Annotated in this window: 15 protein-coding genes and 1 pseudogene; 8 read left to right on the forward strand and 8 right to left on the reverse strand. The window is 68.0% G+C overall.

Annotation, left to right across the window (positions count from 1 at the left end; translation table 11 throughout):
* Positions 1-76 precede the first annotated feature (76 nt).
* The 8 genes and pseudogenes from G6O54_RS01965 to G6O54_RS38685 form a co-directional block, all read right to left on the reverse strand.
* A complete protein-coding gene (locus tag G6O54_RS01965) occupies positions 77-676 on the reverse strand; it encodes a PEP-CTERM sorting domain-containing protein (protein WP_165219604.1) in 600 nt (199 codons plus the stop codon).
* Between the two features lie 394 nt (positions 677-1,070).
* The gene (locus G6O54_RS01970; protein WP_165219777.1) at positions 1,071-2,087 is read right to left on the reverse strand and encodes a DUF1559 domain-containing protein; all 1,017 of its coding nucleotides are present in this window, start codon (positions 2,085-2,087) and stop codon (positions 1,071-1,073) included.
* Positions 2,088-2,270: 183 nt separating this feature from the next.
* Entirely contained in the window at positions 2,271-5,639 is a 3,369-nt protein-coding gene (locus tag G6O54_RS01975) for a bifunctional serine/threonine-protein kinase/formylglycine-generating enzyme family protein (RefSeq protein ID WP_165219606.1), read from the reverse strand.
* A 5-nt stretch (positions 5,640-5,644) separates the two neighbouring features.
* On the reverse strand, positions 5,645-6,259 hold the full coding sequence (locus tag G6O54_RS01980; protein WP_165219608.1) for an RNA polymerase sigma factor: 615 nt from the start codon (positions 6,257-6,259) through the stop codon (positions 5,645-5,647).
* 695 nt (positions 6,260-6,954) lie between these two features.
* Positions 6,955-8,364, reverse strand: a complete 1,410-nt coding sequence (gene tnpC / locus G6O54_RS01985) for an IS66 family transposase (protein WP_165219610.1) — start codon at positions 8,362-8,364, stop codon at positions 6,955-6,957.
* Positions 8,365-8,434: 70 nt separating this feature from the next.
* The gene (locus G6O54_RS01990) at positions 8,435-9,133 is read right to left on the reverse strand and encodes a choice-of-anchor R domain-containing protein (protein ID WP_165219612.1); all 699 of its coding nucleotides are present in this window, start codon (positions 9,131-9,133) and stop codon (positions 8,435-8,437) included.
* Positions 9,134-9,544: 411 nt separating this feature from the next.
* Positions 9,545-10,180: a putative collagen-binding domain-containing protein gene (locus tag G6O54_RS37700; protein ID WP_165219614.1), complete on the reverse strand. Its 636-nt coding sequence runs from the start codon at positions 10,178-10,180 to the stop codon at positions 9,545-9,547.
* A gap of 92 nt (positions 10,181-10,272) precedes the next feature.
* Positions 10,273-10,977 (reverse strand): annotated as a pseudogene (locus G6O54_RS38685) (apiosidase-like domain-containing protein); the annotation flags it as partial.
* Positions 10,978-11,181: 204 nt separating this feature from the next.
* Between G6O54_RS38685 and G6O54_RS02005 the strand changes: the two are divergent.
* The 8 genes from G6O54_RS02005 to G6O54_RS02040 all read left to right on the forward strand — a co-directional run bounded on the left by G6O54_RS02005 (position 11,182) and on the right by G6O54_RS02040 (position 19,347).
* Positions 11,182-11,772, forward strand: a complete 591-nt coding sequence (locus G6O54_RS02005) for a hypothetical protein (RefSeq protein WP_165219616.1) — start codon at positions 11,182-11,184, stop codon at positions 11,770-11,772.
* Positions 11,773-12,482: 710 nt separating this feature from the next.
* Positions 12,483-13,520 carry a 3-deoxy-7-phosphoheptulonate synthase gene (gene aroF, locus G6O54_RS02010; RefSeq protein ID WP_165219618.1) on the forward strand — a complete coding sequence of 346 codons (1,038 nt, stop codon included), beginning with the start codon at positions 12,483-12,485 and terminating at the stop codon, positions 13,518-13,520.
* Positions 13,520-14,302, forward strand: a complete 783-nt coding sequence (tpiA, locus tag G6O54_RS02015) for a triose-phosphate isomerase (protein WP_165219620.1) — start codon at positions 13,520-13,522, stop codon at positions 14,300-14,302. The genes aroF and tpiA overlap by 1 nt, the downstream gene beginning before the upstream one ends.
* Positions 14,303-14,511: 209 nt before the next feature.
* Positions 14,512-14,967, forward strand: coding sequence for a preprotein translocase subunit SecG (gene secG / locus G6O54_RS37255; protein ID WP_205678648.1), 456 nt, complete (start codon positions 14,512-14,514; stop codon positions 14,965-14,967).
* A gap of 113 nt (positions 14,968-15,080) precedes the next feature.
* A complete protein-coding gene (locus tag G6O54_RS02025; protein ID WP_165219622.1) occupies positions 15,081-15,977 on the forward strand; it encodes a YicC/YloC family endoribonuclease in 897 nt (298 codons plus the stop codon).
* Between the two features lie 3 nt (positions 15,978-15,980).
* Entirely contained in the window at positions 15,981-16,604 is a 624-nt protein-coding gene (gmk, locus tag G6O54_RS02030; RefSeq protein WP_250846675.1) for a guanylate kinase, read from the forward strand.
* Complete coding sequence (locus tag G6O54_RS02035) at positions 16,601-16,873, forward strand: DNA-directed RNA polymerase subunit omega (protein WP_165219624.1); 273 nt, start codon at positions 16,601-16,603, stop codon at positions 16,871-16,873. The genes gmk and G6O54_RS02035 overlap by 4 nt, the downstream gene beginning before the upstream one ends.
* Before the next feature lie 161 nt (positions 16,874-17,034).
* A complete protein-coding gene (locus G6O54_RS02040; protein ID WP_165219626.1) occupies positions 17,035-19,347 on the forward strand; it encodes an FtsK/SpoIIIE family DNA translocase in 2,313 nt (770 codons plus the stop codon).
* Positions 19,348-19,471 lie beyond the last annotated feature (124 nt).

Consider the following 19,471-nt stretch of genomic DNA (forward strand, 5'->3'; position numbering starts at 1 on the left):
CGGCTCGGGGGAACATCGTGAGGGCGCTGGACCGCCGAGGCGAGACCACGCCCCCCCCATCGAACTCGCTCGCGATTCAACGGGGGCGCCGCCTCCTCCAGGCCAGGCCGAGTGCGGCCAGGGCCGACGCCGTGCCGCTGCCGACGAGGCTGGAGGGCTCGGGGACCGCGGCCGGGGAGAACTCGATATTGAAGGTCACCGACGCGGTGTCTTCCCCCCTGGGGATGTAGTAGTTACCGACGCCGATCGTGATCGAATCTGACGACACGGCGCTACGAGTAATCGCGATATGTCCAGACTCGTTCGCCTGCCTCTCCAGCCCGATGATCGAGGCACCCCCGGCGACCGGGAGGGACGTGAATGTAAACAGCCAGTTGTCATTCGGCGCGAGAATGGCAATACCGCCGAGTTGGCTCGATACGAAGGAGATGGTGAGCGTGGTCTCGGTGAAGTCGGCATAGACCGTCTGGCTCGCATTGACAGGGTCGGTTCCGCTGAATTCCGGGGCGTCGGGCGAGAGGATCGCGGTGGAGTTGTTGAAGGCCTGGCTCTTGGGCGGATAGGAGACCTTGAGATTCCCATTCAACGACATACCCGGAATTAGGCCCGCCCGAACGGGCGAGCCGCTGCCGAACGTGACCCAGAGGGCAAGGAGTGCAATTCCGTACCTGGTCATGAGCGTACCTCCAATCGTCGAGAAGCGTACGGTGATGGTCGAGGGGAGCGACCTGTCGTTGATGGAGGCCCAGGGGCGGAGAGGAGGATCGAGCAGAAACCTGTCCCGGGGATGATGGACGGGCAGAGAGGCGAGGTATGAGCCTCGTCTCGTCTTCCGCGTGCAGACAGACCTCTCGACCTCGTCACTCTCTGCTCGATGTCGTCGTACCGGCCGCGCTGGGTCCAGCAACTATTCAGGGCCGTGGGCGAGAACCTTACACGAGGCGAGAAAAAATCGGGCAATCGCCGCAAGGATCGACCTGATCCGCGACGGGGCGCGGTGCGAGGGAAGGATGTGCGGCTCAAGTTGAGGCCTGCGGTATCCGCGATCCCGAGCGCTCCGGGCCGGTCGCTCAGTAGGATTCGGCGGAGAGGATCTCGCCGCCGGATCGCGTCGCCAGGGCCTGGTAGACTCCGGGGCGAATGTCTGCGGGGAGCTGGAAGGGTTCGTCCTTGCCAGGATCCAGGCCGAGGGGGAGGCCCGTGGCCGGGTCATACGGCCAGGTGTCGATCGTCTCCCTGAGGAACCGGACCGAGCCGTCGGCGAAGGCGAAGTGGCAGCCCCCCGGGTGCCGGCTTGAGGCCCCCGCGATGTACGCGGAGTCTCTCACGTCGTACCGCCGGGCGTAGCCGTCGGCCGCCCTGGGACCCGGGTTCATCGGCCAGGCCGCGCAGAAGAGGGTGTCGCCGTAGTTGCCGGTCGTCCACCAGTGCCACCAGGATGCCCACGTGGGGTCGAGCAACCCGTGGTCGCGCTCTCCGATCAGGAACGTGTTCGAGAATCCGTCGGTGACCTGAGCGGGGCAGATCGAGCCGACCATCTGGAAGAGGCCGTTCATCCGCGTCTGGGGCACCGGGTCCTGCATACCCCAGAGCTGCCAGATCCCGGAGTTTCCGGCGTAGCTGCTGAGCGAGACGCGAGCCGTCATCCCCTCGGAAAGGAGCGTCGATTTGACGATGGAGGGATCGCTCGGGCACCAGAGGACCGAGAGCGAATGCGTCATCACCGTCCGATTCACGACGTCGCGAATGTTCACGTCGAAATTCAACGCCGAGAAGACCGGCGACTGCTCGAGCTGGGGGAGCATCGCGATGAACAGGCTGTGGTTCGTCCTGACCGAGGAGATCCCGACATCGAACTGGAGAGGCATCCCGATCGGCAGGGCGCCCCAGACGCCCGCGTATCCGTGAGTCGCGAGGGCGATCTGCTTCAGGTTGCTGGCGCACTGGATGCGACGGGCAGCCTCTCTCGCGCGCTGGACGGCCGGCAGCAACAGGGCCAGGAGCACCCCGAGGATCGCGATGACGGTCAGGAGCTCGATCAGCGTAAAGCCCGATCGCCGACGATCGTGACGGTCGCGATCGCTCATCGTGGCCTCGCGTTCCTACGGGCTTTCGAAGAGGCCATGGACACCTGTCTTCGAGAGAGGCGGCAAGACAGTTGTACCGGTGGTGATTGAAAAGATCCACAGCATTCCCGCGGGAATGTGGCCGTTCTTCGTTCCCACGATACGGGAGTCGATCCTCTCATCCACATCCTCGCGTCGTCGCGGCTATGGCAGAGTTCGGGCGACCCGGAAGCCCACCTGGAGGTCGCGGACGGAGGGGCGATAGGGGAAGCTGTGGGCGGACCGGAGCCCCTCGACGGCGTAGTGCAGCGAGCCGCCGCGGACCTCCAGCGGCAGGTTGTCCGTCACGGCCGCGTCGGCGAAGCGATCAGGAATAGGCTCGACGGCTCCGGTCGCCTCGGTCACGAACGGCGTGGTCGTCCATTCGACGGCATTCCCGAGCATGTCGAAGAGGCCGAAGTCATTCGGCTTCAGCCGGCCGATCGGCTGGAGCAGGCCGCCGGAGTTCTTCCGGTGCCAGACATAACCGTCCAGCCATCGCTCGTCGGCCCCGAACGGCCGGCTCGAGGCCGCCCCCGCGCGGCAGGCAAACTCCCATTCGGCATTCGTGGCCATCCGGTATCCCGTCCGCGCGAGGTTTGCCGCGCGGAGGGTCATGTCGGGCTGAGCAGGATCGGGATAAAACCACTCTTCCTTCGGGATGCCCTCGGCCCGGCTCAGCCAGTTGCAATACCGGGCGGCCTCATACCATTCGATGGCGGTCATCGGCCGGTCGTCCGAGGGGAGCGCAGCCCGGACCGCCGGGATATTCAGGATATCGGGCGTGCGCGGGTCCTCGCCCAGGAACCGGCGGTACTGGCCGACCGTGACCTCGTCGGCCGCGATGGCGAAGGTGCGATCGATCCGCCGGCGGAGCGGCGTCTCGTTCGGGAGCCTGCCGGGCTCGTCGGTCGGGGATCCCATCCGGAATTCGACCGGGCCGCGGAGGATGACGAACGTCGACCCGTGATGGTCCACGTACCAACGACGGTCCCTTGAGATCCTCTCGCCCGCCAGCTCCTGGTCGATGGCGTCGAGCTCCGGGGCCCGTCCCCGTCCCCGGCGCCGGCGGAGCAGCCAATCGACGGCGCCATGGATGCCGGGGTCCGGGTCGTTGCGATACCAATCGACCAGAGTGCCCGCGATGGCGTCGAGTCCCGCGGCGGCCGTGTCCTCGGACGGGCCTTCGCCGAGGCCGAGGATCAGGGCACGCCGGGCGAAGACGTTCGACTCGACGGGCAACCGCTCGCAGATCGCCCGCGGGGCCACTCCCAGCCCTCGCCAGGCGTGGATCCATTCCGCCCTCCCGCCATGGTTCGCGGGCTCGCCCAGAAACCGCCAGGCCCACCGAGGATGGCCCAGCCGGAGGAGCGAGATGACGACCTGGCAGGCCCGGTGGGACGGGACTTCTCCGGGATCGACGGGCCCCTCGACGTGCCGCTCCAGCGCCGCGATCGCCGCGTCCCGCTCCTCGGCTGGCAGCGAGCCGACTTGCGAGATGATGTCGTCGAACGGCCCCGGCTCGGCGTCCGGCAGGATCTCGGCGAGGTCGACGGCGCGGTCCGCGTTCGACGGCCGGTTCGCATAATCGAGCAGGATGCTGAAGGCGAGCGCCCGAGCCTCGACCCTGTCGCGATCGCCGAGGATCGTCCGAAGGGGCACCTTCAGTACGCCCGCAATCGGCTCGAAAGCCCTCCCCCACGCTCCGATCAGGAGGGGGTTCTGGCGAGTCAGCCCCTCCGCCACGCGAGGGGCGAGCGCCTGCCACCGCCCGTCCTCGGGGGAGAGGAGCGAGAGGACCGCCGCGGCCCGCAGAGGCTCGTCCGTCAGGTTCGGGTCCGCCTCCGAGACGAGCCCCCAGAGTTCGGGCAGCCATGACGGGCGATCCTCATCGCCTCCCAGGGTCTCCCGGATGATGATGAGTTGATCGGGGCCCGTCCGCGGGCTCAGGAGCCGGCGGCGGAGGAAGGCGCGGCGATCGGCATCGATAGGGCGGAGCGCGAGCGCGGCGTGCAGCCTGGCGTCGGAGCCCTCCGGCCGGTCGCGATACATCGCGAGCAAGGGCTGCTCCGCCCATCGGCGGTAGCGTTGCAACTGGCCCGCGATCTGGGGGACGTTCCGCGTGTCGGCCGTCTCGAGCGCCGCGACGAGGGCCCGTGCCGTGGAGGAATCGACACGGATCTGCCCCCAGACCAGGCTCGCGGCGAGGATCGCGAGGGGCATCGCGGATGTGGCCGAGGCGACAATCACACGGTGCCGTCGCGCCCAGCGAAGGGCACGATCGATCCGGGGATCGGGATAGGCCGAGACCGGCTCCCCGGCGAGCCACTTCTCCATGTCCGCGGCCAGGCCAGCGGGCGAGGGATACCGGTCGGCGGGCCGGAGCGACATCGCCTTCAGGCAGATCGCCTCGAGGCGAGGATCCATGTCGTACCGGACGGCCCGGGGGCGCGGGAAGTCGCCCCGGCTCGCCTTCTCGAGGACCTCGGCAGAGTCGCTCCCTCGCACCGGCGATCGGCCGGTCAGGATTGCGTAGAGGGTGGCGCCCAGGCTATACGTGTCGCTCGCCGGTCCGACCTCTCCGTGTCTGCCCCATGCCTGCTCCGGGCTCATGAAGGCGGGCGTGCCGATTCGGTCGTCCGCCCTGGTCAGCTCGGGCTCGGTCTGCGGGGCCATCTCGTCCGGTCGTGACTCCCCGTGCGGTCGCGGCGGGCCGGGGCGATCATCCGGGGACTTGGCGAGGCCCCAGTCAACCACCAGGGTCTCTCCGAACGGCCCCAGCATGATGTTGCCCGGCTTCACGTCCCGATGGACGACCCCGCGGCTGTGTGCGTATGCCAGCGTGTTGCAGGCGTCGATGAGCTTCCTCAGCAGCGAGCGGAAGGCCAGGTTCCGGGCCGCGGGGTCGTCCTCCCCGGCACCCTGATGGAAATCCCGGATCGCCTGCTCGAGACTCGTGCCTCGGATCAGGCGCATCGCGTAGTAGGGCCGGCCGCGCGCGTCCGTCCCCCGCCCGTAGACGGGCACGATCCCCGGATGCTCGAGCCCGCCCGTTATCTCCGCCTCCCGGAGGAATCGGGCCCTCAGGGCCGCCTGGTTGGCGGCCTCCTCCCGGATCTGCTTGAGGACGACCTCACGAGGGACCTCGCGGTCGCGCGCCAGGTAAAGCTCGCCGAGTCCGCCCCGGTTCTCCAGGCGGATGACCTCGTAGCGTTCTCCCGGACCAGAGGGCCGGGCCTCATCCTGCCGGGCTCCGTCTCGGGGCGGATTCGCCGCCGAAGTCGCCGCGATCGCCGGAGGTCGTTCTCCCAGCTCCGCGAGGAACGCGAGCTCTCCCCGGATCTCGTCGGTCTGCGAGGTGCGGAGTCGATCCAGCAGCGGATCGATCGGTTCGAGGTCCGCCAGGACGTGGTCGAGCCGCTCCCAACAAGCCGCGCAGCTCTCGACGTGTGCCTCGACCTCGGCCAGCTCCGTGTCAATGAGCTCGCCGTTCACCCAGGCGGCCAGGGATTGCGCGGAGGGGCATCGGTTCATGACGATCAATCGGGATCCAGGACGCGGATCTCGTCGCGCAGCATCTTCTGAACACGGCACTTGGCCACGAATACCGAGGACACGGTGAGGCCCAATTGCAGCGCCGCCTGGGAGCCGGAGACCCCATCGACGGCCAGGAGCCGGAACGCCTCGAACGTCTGCGCACCGACCCGTCTCGAGACGCGATCCATGGCCAGGGATAGCAGATGACGCTCGTGGGCTTCTTCCAGGCGATGGATCAGGTCATCCCGCGCCTCGATGGAATCCAGCGCAGCGATGGAGGTGAAGTGCTCGGCGACGGCGTGCGGAATGCCTCGCCCCCTGACGAGGTCACACCAGGCGTAGTACGTCGTGGTCTTGAGGTAAGCGCGGAAGCTCCGGGACGGGTCGTAACGGAACCGATCCATGCGTTCGAAGAGGCGAAGGAGCACATCCTGCGTGGCATCGCGCGCATCCGCCTCCTGCAAGCCCCATCGCCGGCTCCAGTTGTAGATCCTCGGCCCGTAGAGAGTGACGATGGCCTGCCAGGCCTCCGGATTGCCGGGATCTTCCCGAAGCCGATGGAGCAGAGATGCGGGGGTTTCGTCGGCTCGGGAGGGCTTCGTAACCTCTTCTTGCATCGATCGGATTCCGCAACGACCACCGTCTCTTCGTAGGGGACGCCGTCTTCCGGGGCTCGATGCGAGGGACGTCCCGAACGCTGAATCCAGGGCAAGATCAAGCGTCGGATCACCGAGGCCGGCTGTCGGCCGCTTGGTTGGAGAAGTCCTCGCACGTGAGTGCAGGTGCGGGAGTGCGACGACAGCCATCGTACTCCGTGACGGCGGCGTTTTCCAGCATCCAATTCCTGGATGGGTATCACATTCGTTGGTGGGACGGGCGTCCGGACTGGGCAGGAAGTCTCGCGCCGCTTCGCCGACAGTGTGGTCGCAGTCGTGGCTCCTTCGATGGAGGGTCATTTCGGGGTATGGGGACCTTCGTCAGGGACGGGATGAGCTTCGACGCCCTCCTGGACGGAACGGATGGATCTTGCCCGACACCCAGGCCGTACGTCCTCGCCCTCACCGGCACGCCGAGGCCGAGAGCAGACCGATGAAGAAAACGGCCAGCCCCGATCGACTCCGTCGCGTCGGGTTCTTTTGATGAAGCCCTTGCATCGCGGATGGACACCTCCAAGGATTCGCACCGCTCGGGACGCGCGGGCTCAAATCCACGGCATCTCAGCGGAGTGAAGGTGGAGTTTGGATCCCCGCCGCATTCCCGTCAACGGTGGAGGGATGAGGTTGAAGGTAATTGATTAGCGACCCGGGAGGGCTCAGGCGAGCCGGGGGGCGGCGGGATGGATGAGCTGGACGACGGCGTCGAGCAGCTCCGGCCCCGCGAGGGTCCGCGACAGGGTCGCCAGGACGCTCGTCCAGGCCTCGAAGGCGGCGGTGCCTCGCGCGGTCTTCGTGCAGTGCGACACCTTCCGCGCGATCACCGCCGGCCGCAGCGCCCGCTCGGCCCGGTTGTTCGTCGGCTCGATCGACGGGTCGTCCAGGAACCGCACCAGCGACCCCGCGTCGTTGCACCGGCCCAGGCCGTCGAGCAGCCGCTGATTGTCGCGGTCGGCCAGCCGCCGATCCCTCAGGTGCCAGGTGATGTCGAACTTCGTCCGCCGCACCCGCTCGGCGTATCCCTCGATCGGCGGCCCGGCCCGCCGCTCGTGCCACAGCCCAAGCGCCCGCCTCAGCAACGCCTTCAACTCCGACCCGAACCACCTCGTCCGGCCCGCCTTCGCCTCGGTCACCTCGGAGATCGACCGCAGCACGTGGGCCAGGCAGACCTGCCGCCTGATCGCGGAGAGCTCGGCCGCGTCGTAGGTCGTGCCGCGGTCGGTGATCATCGTGCCGGCGTAGTCGGCCGGGAGCCGCTCGCGGACCTCCTCGTTGCGGTGCCGCTCGCGGACCTGGTAGACCGTCGCGGTGTCGGTCACGAAGGCCATCAGCCACCGCGACGAGCCGCCCTGGCGCCAGCCGGTGTCGTCGGTGTGGCACCAGGCCGAGTGGCGGACCGAGTCGCAGAGCCCGGCGTACCTCGCCCCGATAGCCCCGGCGGCCTTCTTGAGGGCATCGAGGGTGATCGCCCCCTGCGTGAAGGCCGCCCCGGTCAGGGTCCGGAGCAGCTCCGGCAGCTTGCGGACCGGGACGCCCAGGCGATAGTGCGCGTGATGAGCGGCGGCCAGCAGCCGCGGTCCCAGCCGATGGGCCGTGGCCCCACGCTGATCGGAGGCCAGATCGGGATGCCGGCCGCGGGCCGTGGCCCCGCAGCCCTTGCAGCGATGGACGGCGACGCGGAAGAGCCGGACCCGAGGCCTGATGGCCTCGGGGAGGTCGGTGATCGAGGCCTCCTCGACATGATCGAAGGCCAGCTCGCCGCCGCAGGCCGGGCATGCCGGCCGCTCGACGGGGACATCGATGGGGGGCTCGGAGAGCTGCTCCGGCGTCGGTGCCTCGCGATGCTTGAACATCCCCTGCCCGGGCTTGCGGCCGGGGCGCTTCGGGTCCCTGGCGCGCACCCCTTTGGAGAAGGGCGCCGCCTGCCGCCTGCCCTGACGCGTCAGCTCCTCGACCTTGGCCTGCAGCGCCGCGATCGCGGCGGCCTGCTGCTCAAGCAGCGCGGCCTGCTTGAGGATCAGGGCCACCAGCTCGTCGCGTCCCAGCTTGGCGAGGTCGGATTCCGTCATGGCGGCAATCTAAGGAATTCGCGACCACGGAGGCAAGGGGTCGCTAATCAATTACGGTTGAAGCGATTGGTCAATTCAGGCCCTTGCGTCGTAGGAACACGCCACCCAGGCATCCTCCGCCGAGCACGACCAGGGCCAGCGACGACGGCTCGGGCACGGCGGTGCTGATCGGCTCGCCGTTGAGCTGGAACTGGAACGAACTGGGGAGAGGAGGGCTGATGTCCTTCCACGAAGCCCCGCCGTCGTCGCTCAGGAGCATCGCATTGTCCCCGGGGATCGACGCGCCGGGGAGGCCGCCTGGGTCCTCGCCGCCCGCCGTCTCGTTCCAGGAAAGTAAATGGCCATTAGCGGCATCGATCCAGCGAAGCACCAGCCAGTAGGAATGCCCTGGCGAGAGGACCGGAGACGCGCCCGCTGTGAACGTATTGTGGGAGAAGGTTGGGTAGTCATTGGGCACGGACGCGGTGCCGAGATCGGCCACAAGGCTGCCAGGTCCGCCGCCGGAATCGTCGTACAACTCCAGGCCGGCCAGGATGGGACCGGCGTCGGCAAGGGCCGACAAATTCAGCACCACGGACGTGAGTGTGTGGGATTGGAACGCGTCGTCCAGGTCGAATCGGGCGGCCAGGCGAATGTTATCGTTGTAAATCACATCGAAATTGATGGACTCCTGCCCGAGATTGCCGACGATCATTTCGCCGTGGGTGGCGGGGGCGATCGACAGGAGTACACTGCCCAGGGCTACAATCCACTTCGTCGCCACTCGCATCGATCGTCTCCTTCGGGTGGTGAGGCATCCCAGGAATCTCGCTATGGAGCTGGCTCAGAATCAGGCATTGGCTCTGGCTCCGAGCCGGTCGTCGCCCTGCAACCCGACCGCTCCGATTCCGGCCCAGGCCAGCGTCGATGGCCCGGCCACCGTGTACTGGGGGCGTCGCGGCTCCAAAAATAAGTCAGGCCGAAATCGCCTTTCCTTACACCGACCTGGTTTTTCCTTGACCGTCACCGAGGAGACCGTCCCCCATCGGGACGGCGGCTCTCGATACGCCTCGCCGCCACGCCGAGCTTCCGGGTGGCCGTGGGGGAACACCATGGGCCGCCGCGGCCTGGGAGCAAAGTCCGTCTGGCGCAACAGCTTGCCTCGCAAGGTCCGGATATCGTGCGCGGTCGAGTGGGCGAGTCAGATCCCCTCCACCACCAGAACCCAGTCACCGAAGCCGTCCTCGTGATCGCCGGGCGGGTAGGGGATCAAGCGGCTGGGATTCCTCGGCTCGGAATCTGAGATGACCGTGTAGCTCCCCTTCGTCGGATCGTACCAGCGGAGCCGGATCTTCTCCCCGCGGACGATCGTCGTGGTATCGACGGTCACTTCGCGGCGGGTCGGGAAATAGACGATCGCCGCGGAGGAGGAGCAGCCCGACGCGGCCCTGTCGTCGCCCGTGCCGAGGCCGGTCTTCAGGAACTTCCCGTCGTCGGGCTTCCAGGTGGTGTCGCGGACGAAGGCGTCGAAAAGCGTCCAGGCGTGGCGGGCACATTGCTGGGGAGGCTGGCCGAGGATATCGAGCCAGCCCGGGCCGCCGTCGAACAGCCCGGTGACGCCGAACGGCCACCACTTCTCGTGGCCGATGTTGATCCCGGCGCCGCCGCGGAGGAAGGTCGCGTAGTTCCGCTCACGGAGCTCCTGGTCCTGCTGGCCCTTGTAGTGGGGCGCGTTGACGTAAGGGGGCTCGATGTCCACGACCGGATAGGGCGTGGCGCCGGCCCGGTTGTAGACGGCGTCGAACTGATCGACCGAGTTGCTGCAGTACTGATACACCGTGTCGGCGTCCTGCCGGAACCAACGATAGCCCTTCTCGCCCTCCTGCGCAATGAACTGATCGAACGAGGTCGATCCGTTTTCGGTTCGGCCAGGACCAGCCGCCGTGGCGCCCCTTCCGCCTCCTTGAGGCCGCGGAAAAGGGCGTCGACCTCCCTCGCCGGGGCATCGGGGTAAGACCAGCGGAAATCGCCCATCACGTGCCAGATGATGTTGGGATAGTCGGCGTAGCGGGTCGCCACGGCCTTGCCGAACTCGCGGGCATTGTCCGGCCCGGCCCTGACCAGATCCGGCACGGTGCCGGTGTCTCCCCAGCTCAAGAAAAAGGAGAAGACCACGGTCATCTCGAGCCGGGTGGATTCGGCCATGATCCGGTCCATCGACGACCACGCCGGACCGAGCGGGGACGCCATTGGTGCGCCCTCAAAGAAGCGCTGTCCGGCCCGATTTCGATATCGATCGCCGAAGCTCTCGTTCATGTGGACGCCGAACGGCGAGACCATCACCGCGTTGAAGCCGAGTGCCTTCAGCCCCTCCAGTGCCTTCCTGATTTCGGCATCGGTACAGTTCTGGGCCATGGCCCAGGAGGACATGGCGCGGAGCAGGTAAACCTTTCCGTTCTGATCGAGGAACCGGCGACCCTCGGCGCCGACGCTTACCGGCCGGGCGAAGGTTGGAGCTCCCGCCACGGGAGGTTGCGCGGACGATCCCGACAGGGCCGCCATCAAGAGTGAGGTCATCCCCAGGATCAGACCTGCTCGGAGCGCGAACTGAGGTGCCAATGATGGACGCGTCATGGAGTCTCCCTTCGAAATCAGGGGGCGGCGGGCTCTCGCCGACGGATTCGCACCAACGACAACTCGCGGTCCGGGGAGAATCCAACGCGCCCCCCTCGATGATGTCGGTCCCGGCGGCACCCGGCAACAGCGACGGTTGACACTCCTTGTACGACATTTGTAATGTACGTCGGTTCGAGGTGCCTCGGAACGAGGGAGGCAGACGTGGGCAAATCGTCGCGAAAGCGCCGACGCGAGCAGCGCGGCGGCCTGGGGCGGGTGATGGTGATCGTGGCCCTGGCGGCGGTCGGGCTGGCGACGACGAGAGGGCTGGGCCCGATGTACCTGGGGGCGTTCGGGCCGCTCGTCGGGATCCTGCTCTGGTTCCTCTACACGGGTATGATCGAAGGGCGGCGGCTCGAGGGCTTCCACTACGCGACGGCGGTCGTCACCGTCCCGGCCTCCGGCTTCCTGGCGCGGCAGATCGCGCTGGGGGACTTCAGGCCGCTCGGCCCGGTCGCCTTCCGTTCGCAGGCCACGACTCTGGTCGCGCACCTGATCGGGGCCGCACTCAGCCTGATGCTGGGGCTCGCGGCGGGCCTTGCGGTCCGACGACTCGAGCAGGCCCGCGGCTGGGACCTTGCCACGTTCTTTCGAGGCGCCCTGGTCGGATCCTTCCTGGCGATCCCGATCCTGCTGGTCGTCTTCAATCAGGAATCCCTGGTGAACCTGGACACTCGCGACCGCCTGACCGCCCTGGCCGTACTCGGTGCCGGGTTTGCGATCGGGGGTATCGTCGAGGCCCTCCGGGCGTGACTGCTGCAGGGCAAGCGGAGACGTCGATTTCAAAGCCGGCCCCGAGATGCACACGCGGGGCAGCCGCGTAGCCTGCCGGGAGGATGGGATGCAATTGTTGAACGAGGACCGCCGGCCACATCCCGTGCAACTCGTCCCACGAGTGCTCCAGCTCGACCGGGGGCCGGGCGTGATCTCGGGTCGGCATGACCGAACTTCGAGAAAATTCCGAGAAGGATGAAACTCGGCGGCGAATTTTCGGGATTATATCTCTCAGAGGATCTCAGAGAGAGTGCGCGCGGCGAATGACTCTTGGGGAGAAACGAGCGAGGGATGATGCCTGCATCGGTCGGCGCGAGCCGATCGCCAGGATCGAGAGAAAGAGAGAGGAAGACGAGAACCCATTCTGCACGAAATCGACCATCAAAGCCAATCGCTTTTTTGAGTTTAAATCACAATGTGGCAAGCATTTATGTCAAGAAGGGTGGTTACGCCGGCGCGCGATCGAAGCCAATTTCGGCCCGGCGGACCGGCCGTCGATGGGGCGGCGTCTCGGGGCGGATAATCCGGATGGATGGGTTTTTGAGGTTGAAGACGCTTCACGATCGAAGCGAGATCGATTAGACTGGGAAGTTCTCACCAACCAGCCAGACCTCTGCCGTAGCTCCCCGCTCCGAGGCCGATCACAACGTGGTGCCCGGCGGCGAGCGAGGGGGACGACGAGAACCGCGATGATCATTGTGCTCAAGCCGCATCCGACGCCCGACGTGGTGCAGCATGTCCTGGAACGTATCGAGGCCCTCGGCCTGACGCCGCATCTGAGCCAGGGGGTGGCTCGGACGATCATCGGCGTGATCGGCGACGAGGAGAAGCTGCAGGTCCAGCCCCTGCAGGCGATCCCCGGCGTGGAGCAGGTCGTGCCGATCCTCAAGCCGTTCAAGCTCGCCAGCCGCGAGTTCCACGCGGAGGACACGGTCATCGAGGTGAAGGGCGTGCGGATCGGCGGCGGCCATCTCGCCATGATCGCCGGCCCGTGTGCGATCGAGAGCGAGGCGATCCTGATGGAGATCGCCGCCGGCGTCAAGGCGGCCGGGGCGAACATCCTCCGGGGCGGCGCGTTCAAGCCGAGGACCAGCCCATACAGCTTCCAGGGCCTGGGCGAGGAGGGGCTGCGGATCCTCCGCGCGGCCGGCGACACCTACGGGATGCCCGTGATCACCGAGGTCATGGACCCGCGCCAGGTGGACCTGGTCGAGCGGTACACCGATCTCTTCCAGGTCGGCGCGCGGAACATGCAGAACTTCGACCTCCTCAAGGAGGTGGGCCGGACCCGCACCCCCGTGCTCCTGAAGCGGGGGATGAGTGCGACCGTGAAGGACCTCCTGATGTCGGCCGAGTACATCCTCGCCGAGGGGAATCGCGAGGTGATCCTCTGCGAGCGCGGGATCCGGACCTTCGAGGATTCGACCCGCAACACGATGGACCTCTCGGCCGTGCCGGTCGCCCAGGGGCTCTCCCACCTGCCGATCATCGCGGATCCGAGCCACGCCACGGGCAAGCCGGACCTGATCCCGGCGATGGCCCGTGCGGCGGTCGCCGCCGGCAGCGACGGGGTCCACATCGAGGTCCATTCCTGCCCCGAGAAGGCCCTGTCGGACGGCCCCCAGGCGCTCCTGCCTGAGCAGTACGCCCGCCTGATGGAAGACCTTCGCCAGCTCGCCGAGCTGATGGGCAAGTCCATCGACGTCTGCGAAGGAGTATCGGTCTGATGCGCACGCTGTTGATCGCGGGAAACTGGAAGCTGAACCCGACCACCGCCGAGGCCGCCGTGGCCCTGGCGGAGGGGGTGAAGACGGGCCTCGGGACCGCGACCGATGTCCACGTGGCGGTCGCCCCGCCGTTCGTCTTCCTGAGCCAGGTGGACGGCGTGCTCGAGGGTTCGCCGATCGGCCTGTCCGCCCAGGACATGTACTGGGAGAACTCCGGGGCGTTCACCGGCGAGGTCTCCGGCTCCATGCTGGTGGACGTCGGCTGCACGCACGTGATCCTCGGCCACAGCGAGCGCCGGCACGGCATGGGCGAGACCTCGGACATCGTCAACAGGAAGGTCAAGGCCGCGCTCGAGGCCAAGCTGATCCCGATCGTCTGCATCGGCGAGACGAAGGAGGAGCGGCTGGGCGAGCGGACCGAGGCGGTGCTCCTGGAGCAGCTCTCGGGCTCGCTGGCCGGCCTGGCGCCGGAACAGATGGCGGGCATCGTCCTGGCCTACGAGCCCGTCTGGGCGATCGGCACCGGGCTGACCGCCACGCCGGAGCAGGCCCAGGCGGCGCACGCGTTCATCCGCGACTGGCTGACGAAGGTCTTCGGCGAGGCGACGGCGGCCCGGGTCGTTGTCCAGTACGGGGGGAGCGTGAAGGCGGACAACGCCCTCCAGTTGCTCGGCTGTCCGGACATCGACGGCGCGCTCGTTGGCGGCGCGAGCCTGAAGGCCAGCGACTTCCTGGCGATCATCAAGGCGGGGCAGGAAGTGACCGCCGGCGGCAAGGCGTGACGATTTGATCCGGGTATCGACCACGGCATCCCGGAGGCTCGTCGCGGCGGGCCCCCGGGGTTCCGCTTTTTATCCATCATCCCGCCGGGCGGACGTCACCCCAGTCTAGCCCGGCGAAGACCGATTCGACCCGGAGCGGACACCGGGCGAGCCCGGGGCCGTGGCTTGTCTCCGAAACCCCTGCAAGCGATAGCGAGAGGACTCAACACGTGGGCGTCCTGACGGCCATCTTCAACACGTTCATCATCGTCGCCTCGATCTTCCTGGTCTGCCTCATCCTGATCCAGCGGGGCAAGGGGGGCGGCCTCGCCGGCGCCTTCGGCGGCGTCGGCGGCTCCAGCGCCTTCGGCACCAAGGCCGGAGACACGTTCACAAGGATCACCGTGGTCACCGCGGCCATCTGGATCCTGATGGCGATGATCCTCGTCGTCCTCACGAACCGCAGGACCGCGGTGACGTTCGAGCCCGCGGCTGCTGCCGCGTCCCGAGACGCCGGATCGAAGGCCGGCGCCGGCAAGGCCGCGGACGCGACCGGGACCTCCGGCGCGGCCCCGGCCGAGGCCCCTGCGGCGGGCGGCCCTGCGGCGGCTATCCCCTCGGACGCGAACTTCCCGGCGACGCCCGGCGAGTCGAGCCCGCCGGCGGAGAAGCCCGCGCCCCGTTGAGCCGGTCGTCGGACCGAGCGATTCGAACTGACTCGAAGCGGATCGACGACCGTCGATGTGCCCGGCCCAGGTGGTCGGGCGGTCGCCGCATGACTCACCCGGCGAGGACCACCTTGTTGCTCAGCATGACGGGCTTCGGCGACGCGCGGCACCAGGACCAGGCGTGGTCCATCGAGGTGGAGGTGCGGACGGTCAACAATCGCCACCTCAAGCTCTCGACCCGGATCAGCGAGCCCTACTCGGCGCTCGAGGCGGACCTCGAGCACCTGGTCCGGCAGCGGATCCGTCGTGGTGCGGTCCAGCTCTCGCTCCGCGTGGACCGGCCGCGGCGGGCGGAGGATTACCGCCTCAACCTCGTCGCCCTGGCGAGCTACCGCGAGCAGCTTCGGGGGATCGCCGGAGTTGCCCAGGGGAAGGGAGCCCCCGGAGTCGAGGTCCCGCTGGGCGACCTCCTCGCCCTGCCGGGCGTGGTGGAAGAGAGCCGAGGGCCGGCCTGCGACCCCCAGCAAGACTGGCCGGCAATCGCCCGCGTGGTCGGCGAAGCCCTCGACAAGCTGGAAGGGGCCCGGGCGAGAGAAGGGGACGCGATGGCGGCCGAGCTCACCGCGATGGCACGCTCCGCCGAAGGGCTGCTCGGACGGATCGCCGACCGGGCCCCGCTGGTCGTCCAGGCCTATCAGGGACGGTTGACGGAGCGGATCGGCGGCCTGGTTCGCGACCACGGCGTGAGCATCGACGCCAGGGACCTGATCCGCGAGGTCGCGATCCTCGCCGATCGGAGCGACATCTCCGAGGAGATCGTCCGGCTCCGCGCCCACCTGGCACAGTTCCAGGAGATCCTCGGTGAGAGGGAGAGCGCGGGGCGGAAGCTCGAATTCGTGGTCCAGGAGATGGGCCGCGAGGCGAACACGATCGGCTCCAAGGCGAGCGACGTGGAGATCAGCCGTCACGTCTTCGAAATCAAGGGGATCCTGGAGCGGATCCGGGAGCTGATCCAGAACGTGGAATAGCGCGTGCGAGGCACGCGAGGGGTGATCGTGGGGGACGTGGTGGACTGGTCATCGCTGCCGGGCCGGCTGGTGGTTCTTTCCGGGGCCTCGGGCTCGGGGAAGAGCACGCTGGTCCGTCGCCTGCTGGGGCGGCCGGACCTGAGGCTGGCGGTCTCCGTTTCGGCCACGACCCGGGAGCCGAGGGCCGGCGAGGTGCACGGCCGCGACTACACGTTCCTGTCGCCCGAGGCGTTCGAGGCGGGGCGCGACGACCTGCTGGAATCCGCGGAGGTGCACGGCTTCTCCTACGGGACCCCCGCGGCGCCCGTCCGCCGGGCCCTGGGGGAGGGGACATGCGTCATCCTGGTGATTGACGTCCAGGGGGGCATGCAGGTCCGGGCGAAGGTCCCGAGCGCCCTGCTCGTCTTCGTCCAGGTCCCGAGCCTTGATGAGCTGGAACGCCGGCTGCGAGACCGGGGTACCGACGACGAGCCGACCATCCTCCGCCGGCTGGCCAATGCCCGGCGCGAGCTGGAACTGTCGGAATCGTATGATGTGCACGTTGTGAATGATGATCTGGATCGATGCGTTGACGAGCTGGCGGGCGTCCTGGTCCTGGCCGGTTGCGGAAGGGGGAATGAAGCATGATCGACGAACTGAAGGAAGAAGAGATCGTGAACAAGGTCGGGGGGCGGTTCAAGCTCTCGACCCTGATCCAGAAGCGGATGATCGCCCTCAATCAGGGCGCGCGGGCGCTGGTGGACGGCCGGGGCATGGACAAGATGAGCATGGTGATCCAGGAGATCATGCAGGACAAGATCTACCTGGACATGTCCGGCCGCCTGCAGACCAACGAGGCGACCGAGGACATGGACGTGGACGGCGGCACGGTGGATCTTACCCAGTCCTCAGAATGAGCAGGCCCGCCCGGGCGGGTGGGTGAACGGAGTCAGCCCGTCGCAAGGCGGCGGTCGGCTCCGGCCGATCAAAGAGCGGCGGCCGTCGCGGCCGGGCCTTCCGTAGAAGGGGGCCGCGGCGCGCCTCGGGTGCTGCTTGCGCCCGCGCCTCGGGAGGTGACATGCCCGTTCGACAGCGTCTGATCCGCTCGGCGCCGGACCTGGCCTTCCTGCTCCTGAATCTCTTCCTGGCCCTCAGCCTGGGGGGCTACGACCCCGCCGACGCGCCGGGCTCGGGGGCGGATCCGCCCAACGTCGCGCCCCATCTTTCCAACCCGTGTGGACCGGCCGGGGCGTGGCTGGCGCACGTCCTGTTCAGCGTGCTCGGATGGTCGTGCTGGCTCCTCCTGCTGGGGCTGGTCGCGCTCAACGTCCTGGTGATGACGAGGCGGAAGGTCGTCGACCGGGCGAGCCCGGCGCTGGGGTTCAGCCTCTTCCTACTGGTGGCCGCCGGGATGATCCACAAGTTCGCACCGGGCCTGCGGCCCAGTCCCCCGGTCGGGGCGGGCGGTTATGCGGGCGCGCTGGTGGCCACGTTCCTGTTCGCGCATTTCGGCCCTTACGGGATGCTCCTCCTGATGCTCGCCGCCGGGATCACTGGGGTGGCCCTCTGCCATGAGGTTATGTTTACCTGGCCGCTGCGCGAGGTCTCCGCCTGGGCTCGCGAGCGATTCGGCCGGCGTCGGCCGGCGCCGGCGGAGTACCTGCTCCCCGCGGCGGGCGGTGAGCGGGTGGTCCACTCGCTCCCCTCGGCGCCGCGGCCCGCGCTGGCGGCCGTGCCGGGGCTGGAGGCGCCGCGGCCCGCCGCGGTGGTCGCGGCCCGGACCGCGCCCGCCATGGCGGCGGCGGCGAGGTACGGGGCGCCTTCCATCCCGGTCCCTCTGGCGGATCCCTCGGCGGGGTATGTGGCGCCGCCGCTGGAGCTCCTCGAGCCGGCCTCGCCGGTCCAGGTTCACGACAACGAGTTGCACATCCAGCAGCGGGCGATGACGCTGGAGCGGACGCTGCTGGATTTCGGCTACATCTGCCGCGTGGTCCAGATCGACACCGGGCCGGTGATCACCCAGTTCGAGATCGAGATGGAGAAGGGCCTGCGGGTCTCTCGGGTCATGAGCCTCGCGGACGACCTGGCGATCGCCCTGGCCGTGCCGAGTGTCCGGATCGTGGCACCGATCCCCGGCAAGTCGACGGTCGGAATCGAGGTCCCCAACGAGCGCCGCGGCATGGTCCGGCTCCGCGAGGTGATCGAGGGGGTCCAGGAGAAGAGCCGTCAGGCCCGGATCCCCCTCTTCCTGGGCAAGGACGTGAAGGGCGTGCCGATGGCCTTCGACATGGCCGACATGCCCCACCTGCTGATCGCCGGCCGGACCGGTACGGGCAAGTCGGTCTGCCTCAACGCGATGATCATCTCGATCCTCATGACCCGCACGCCTGAAGAAGTGAAGATGATCCTCGTCGACCCCAAGATGGTCGAGCTCTCGCTCTTCAAGAAGATCCCCCACCTGATGCACCCCGTCGTCACGGACATGAAGAAGGCGGAATCGATCCTCGCCTGGGCCTGCGAGAAGATGGACGAGCGTTACACCTATCTCGCCCGCGCGGGGGTGAGGAACGTCCAGGCCTACAACAAGCTCGGGGCCGAGGAGATTTACGCCCGGCTGCGGCCGGAGGACGAGGCGGAGCAGAAGCGGATCCCGACGCACATGCCTTACGTCGTGATCGTGGCCGACGAGATGGCCGACCTGATGATGACCGCGGCCAAGGAAGTGGAGCAGCACATCGTCCGCCTGGCCCAGAAGGCGCGGGCGGCGGGCATCCACCTGATCCTGGCGACCCAGCGGCCGACGGTGGACGTGATCACCGGCCTGATCAAGGCGAACATGCCCGCCCGGATCGGCTTCCAGGTGACCAGCCGGAACGACTCGCGGGTGATCCTGGACGAGATCGGCGCGGAGCGGCTGCTCGGCAACGGCGACATGCTCTTCCTCGTCCCGGGGACCTCGCACATCGTCCGCTCGCAGGGGACGTACGTCTCGGACGCCGAGGTCGCGCGGATCTGCCAGTACCTGGAGCAATTCCCGCAGGAGTTCAGCCGCGAGCTGATCCAGCTCCAGGTCAGCGGCGGCCTCGGGGGTAAGGACAAGGGGGGCGGACTCAAGGAGCGGGACGAGATGTACGAGCCGGCCATCGAGATCGTCATCCGCGAGGGCCGCGGCTCGACGTCGTTGCTCCAGCGGGCGCTCGGCATCGGCTACGGCCGCGCCGCCCGGCTGATCGACTACATGGCGGAGGACGGCATCGTCGGCGAATACAAGAGCGGCTCCGCCCGCGAGGTCCTCTACTCGTGGGAAGACTGGGAGGCCCTCAAGAACGGCGGCGGCGGTCCCGGCTCCGGCGGGGAGGACGACGGCGGCGTCCCCGACGAAATCGATTGAAGTGCGTCTGCGGGTTCGTGATGTAGCGGCACGGGCGAGCACGGCCTTGCGGGCATTCTCGATCCAGCCCACGGACTTCGGGAATTCGGCGTAATCCTTGATCGGGGCCAGCAAGGGATCGTCG

Source organism: Aquisphaera insulae (genome assembly GCF_011064615.1).
In the GTDB taxonomy this organism is placed as follows: domain Bacteria; phylum Planctomycetota; class Planctomycetia; order Isosphaerales; family Isosphaeraceae; genus Aquisphaera; species Aquisphaera insulae.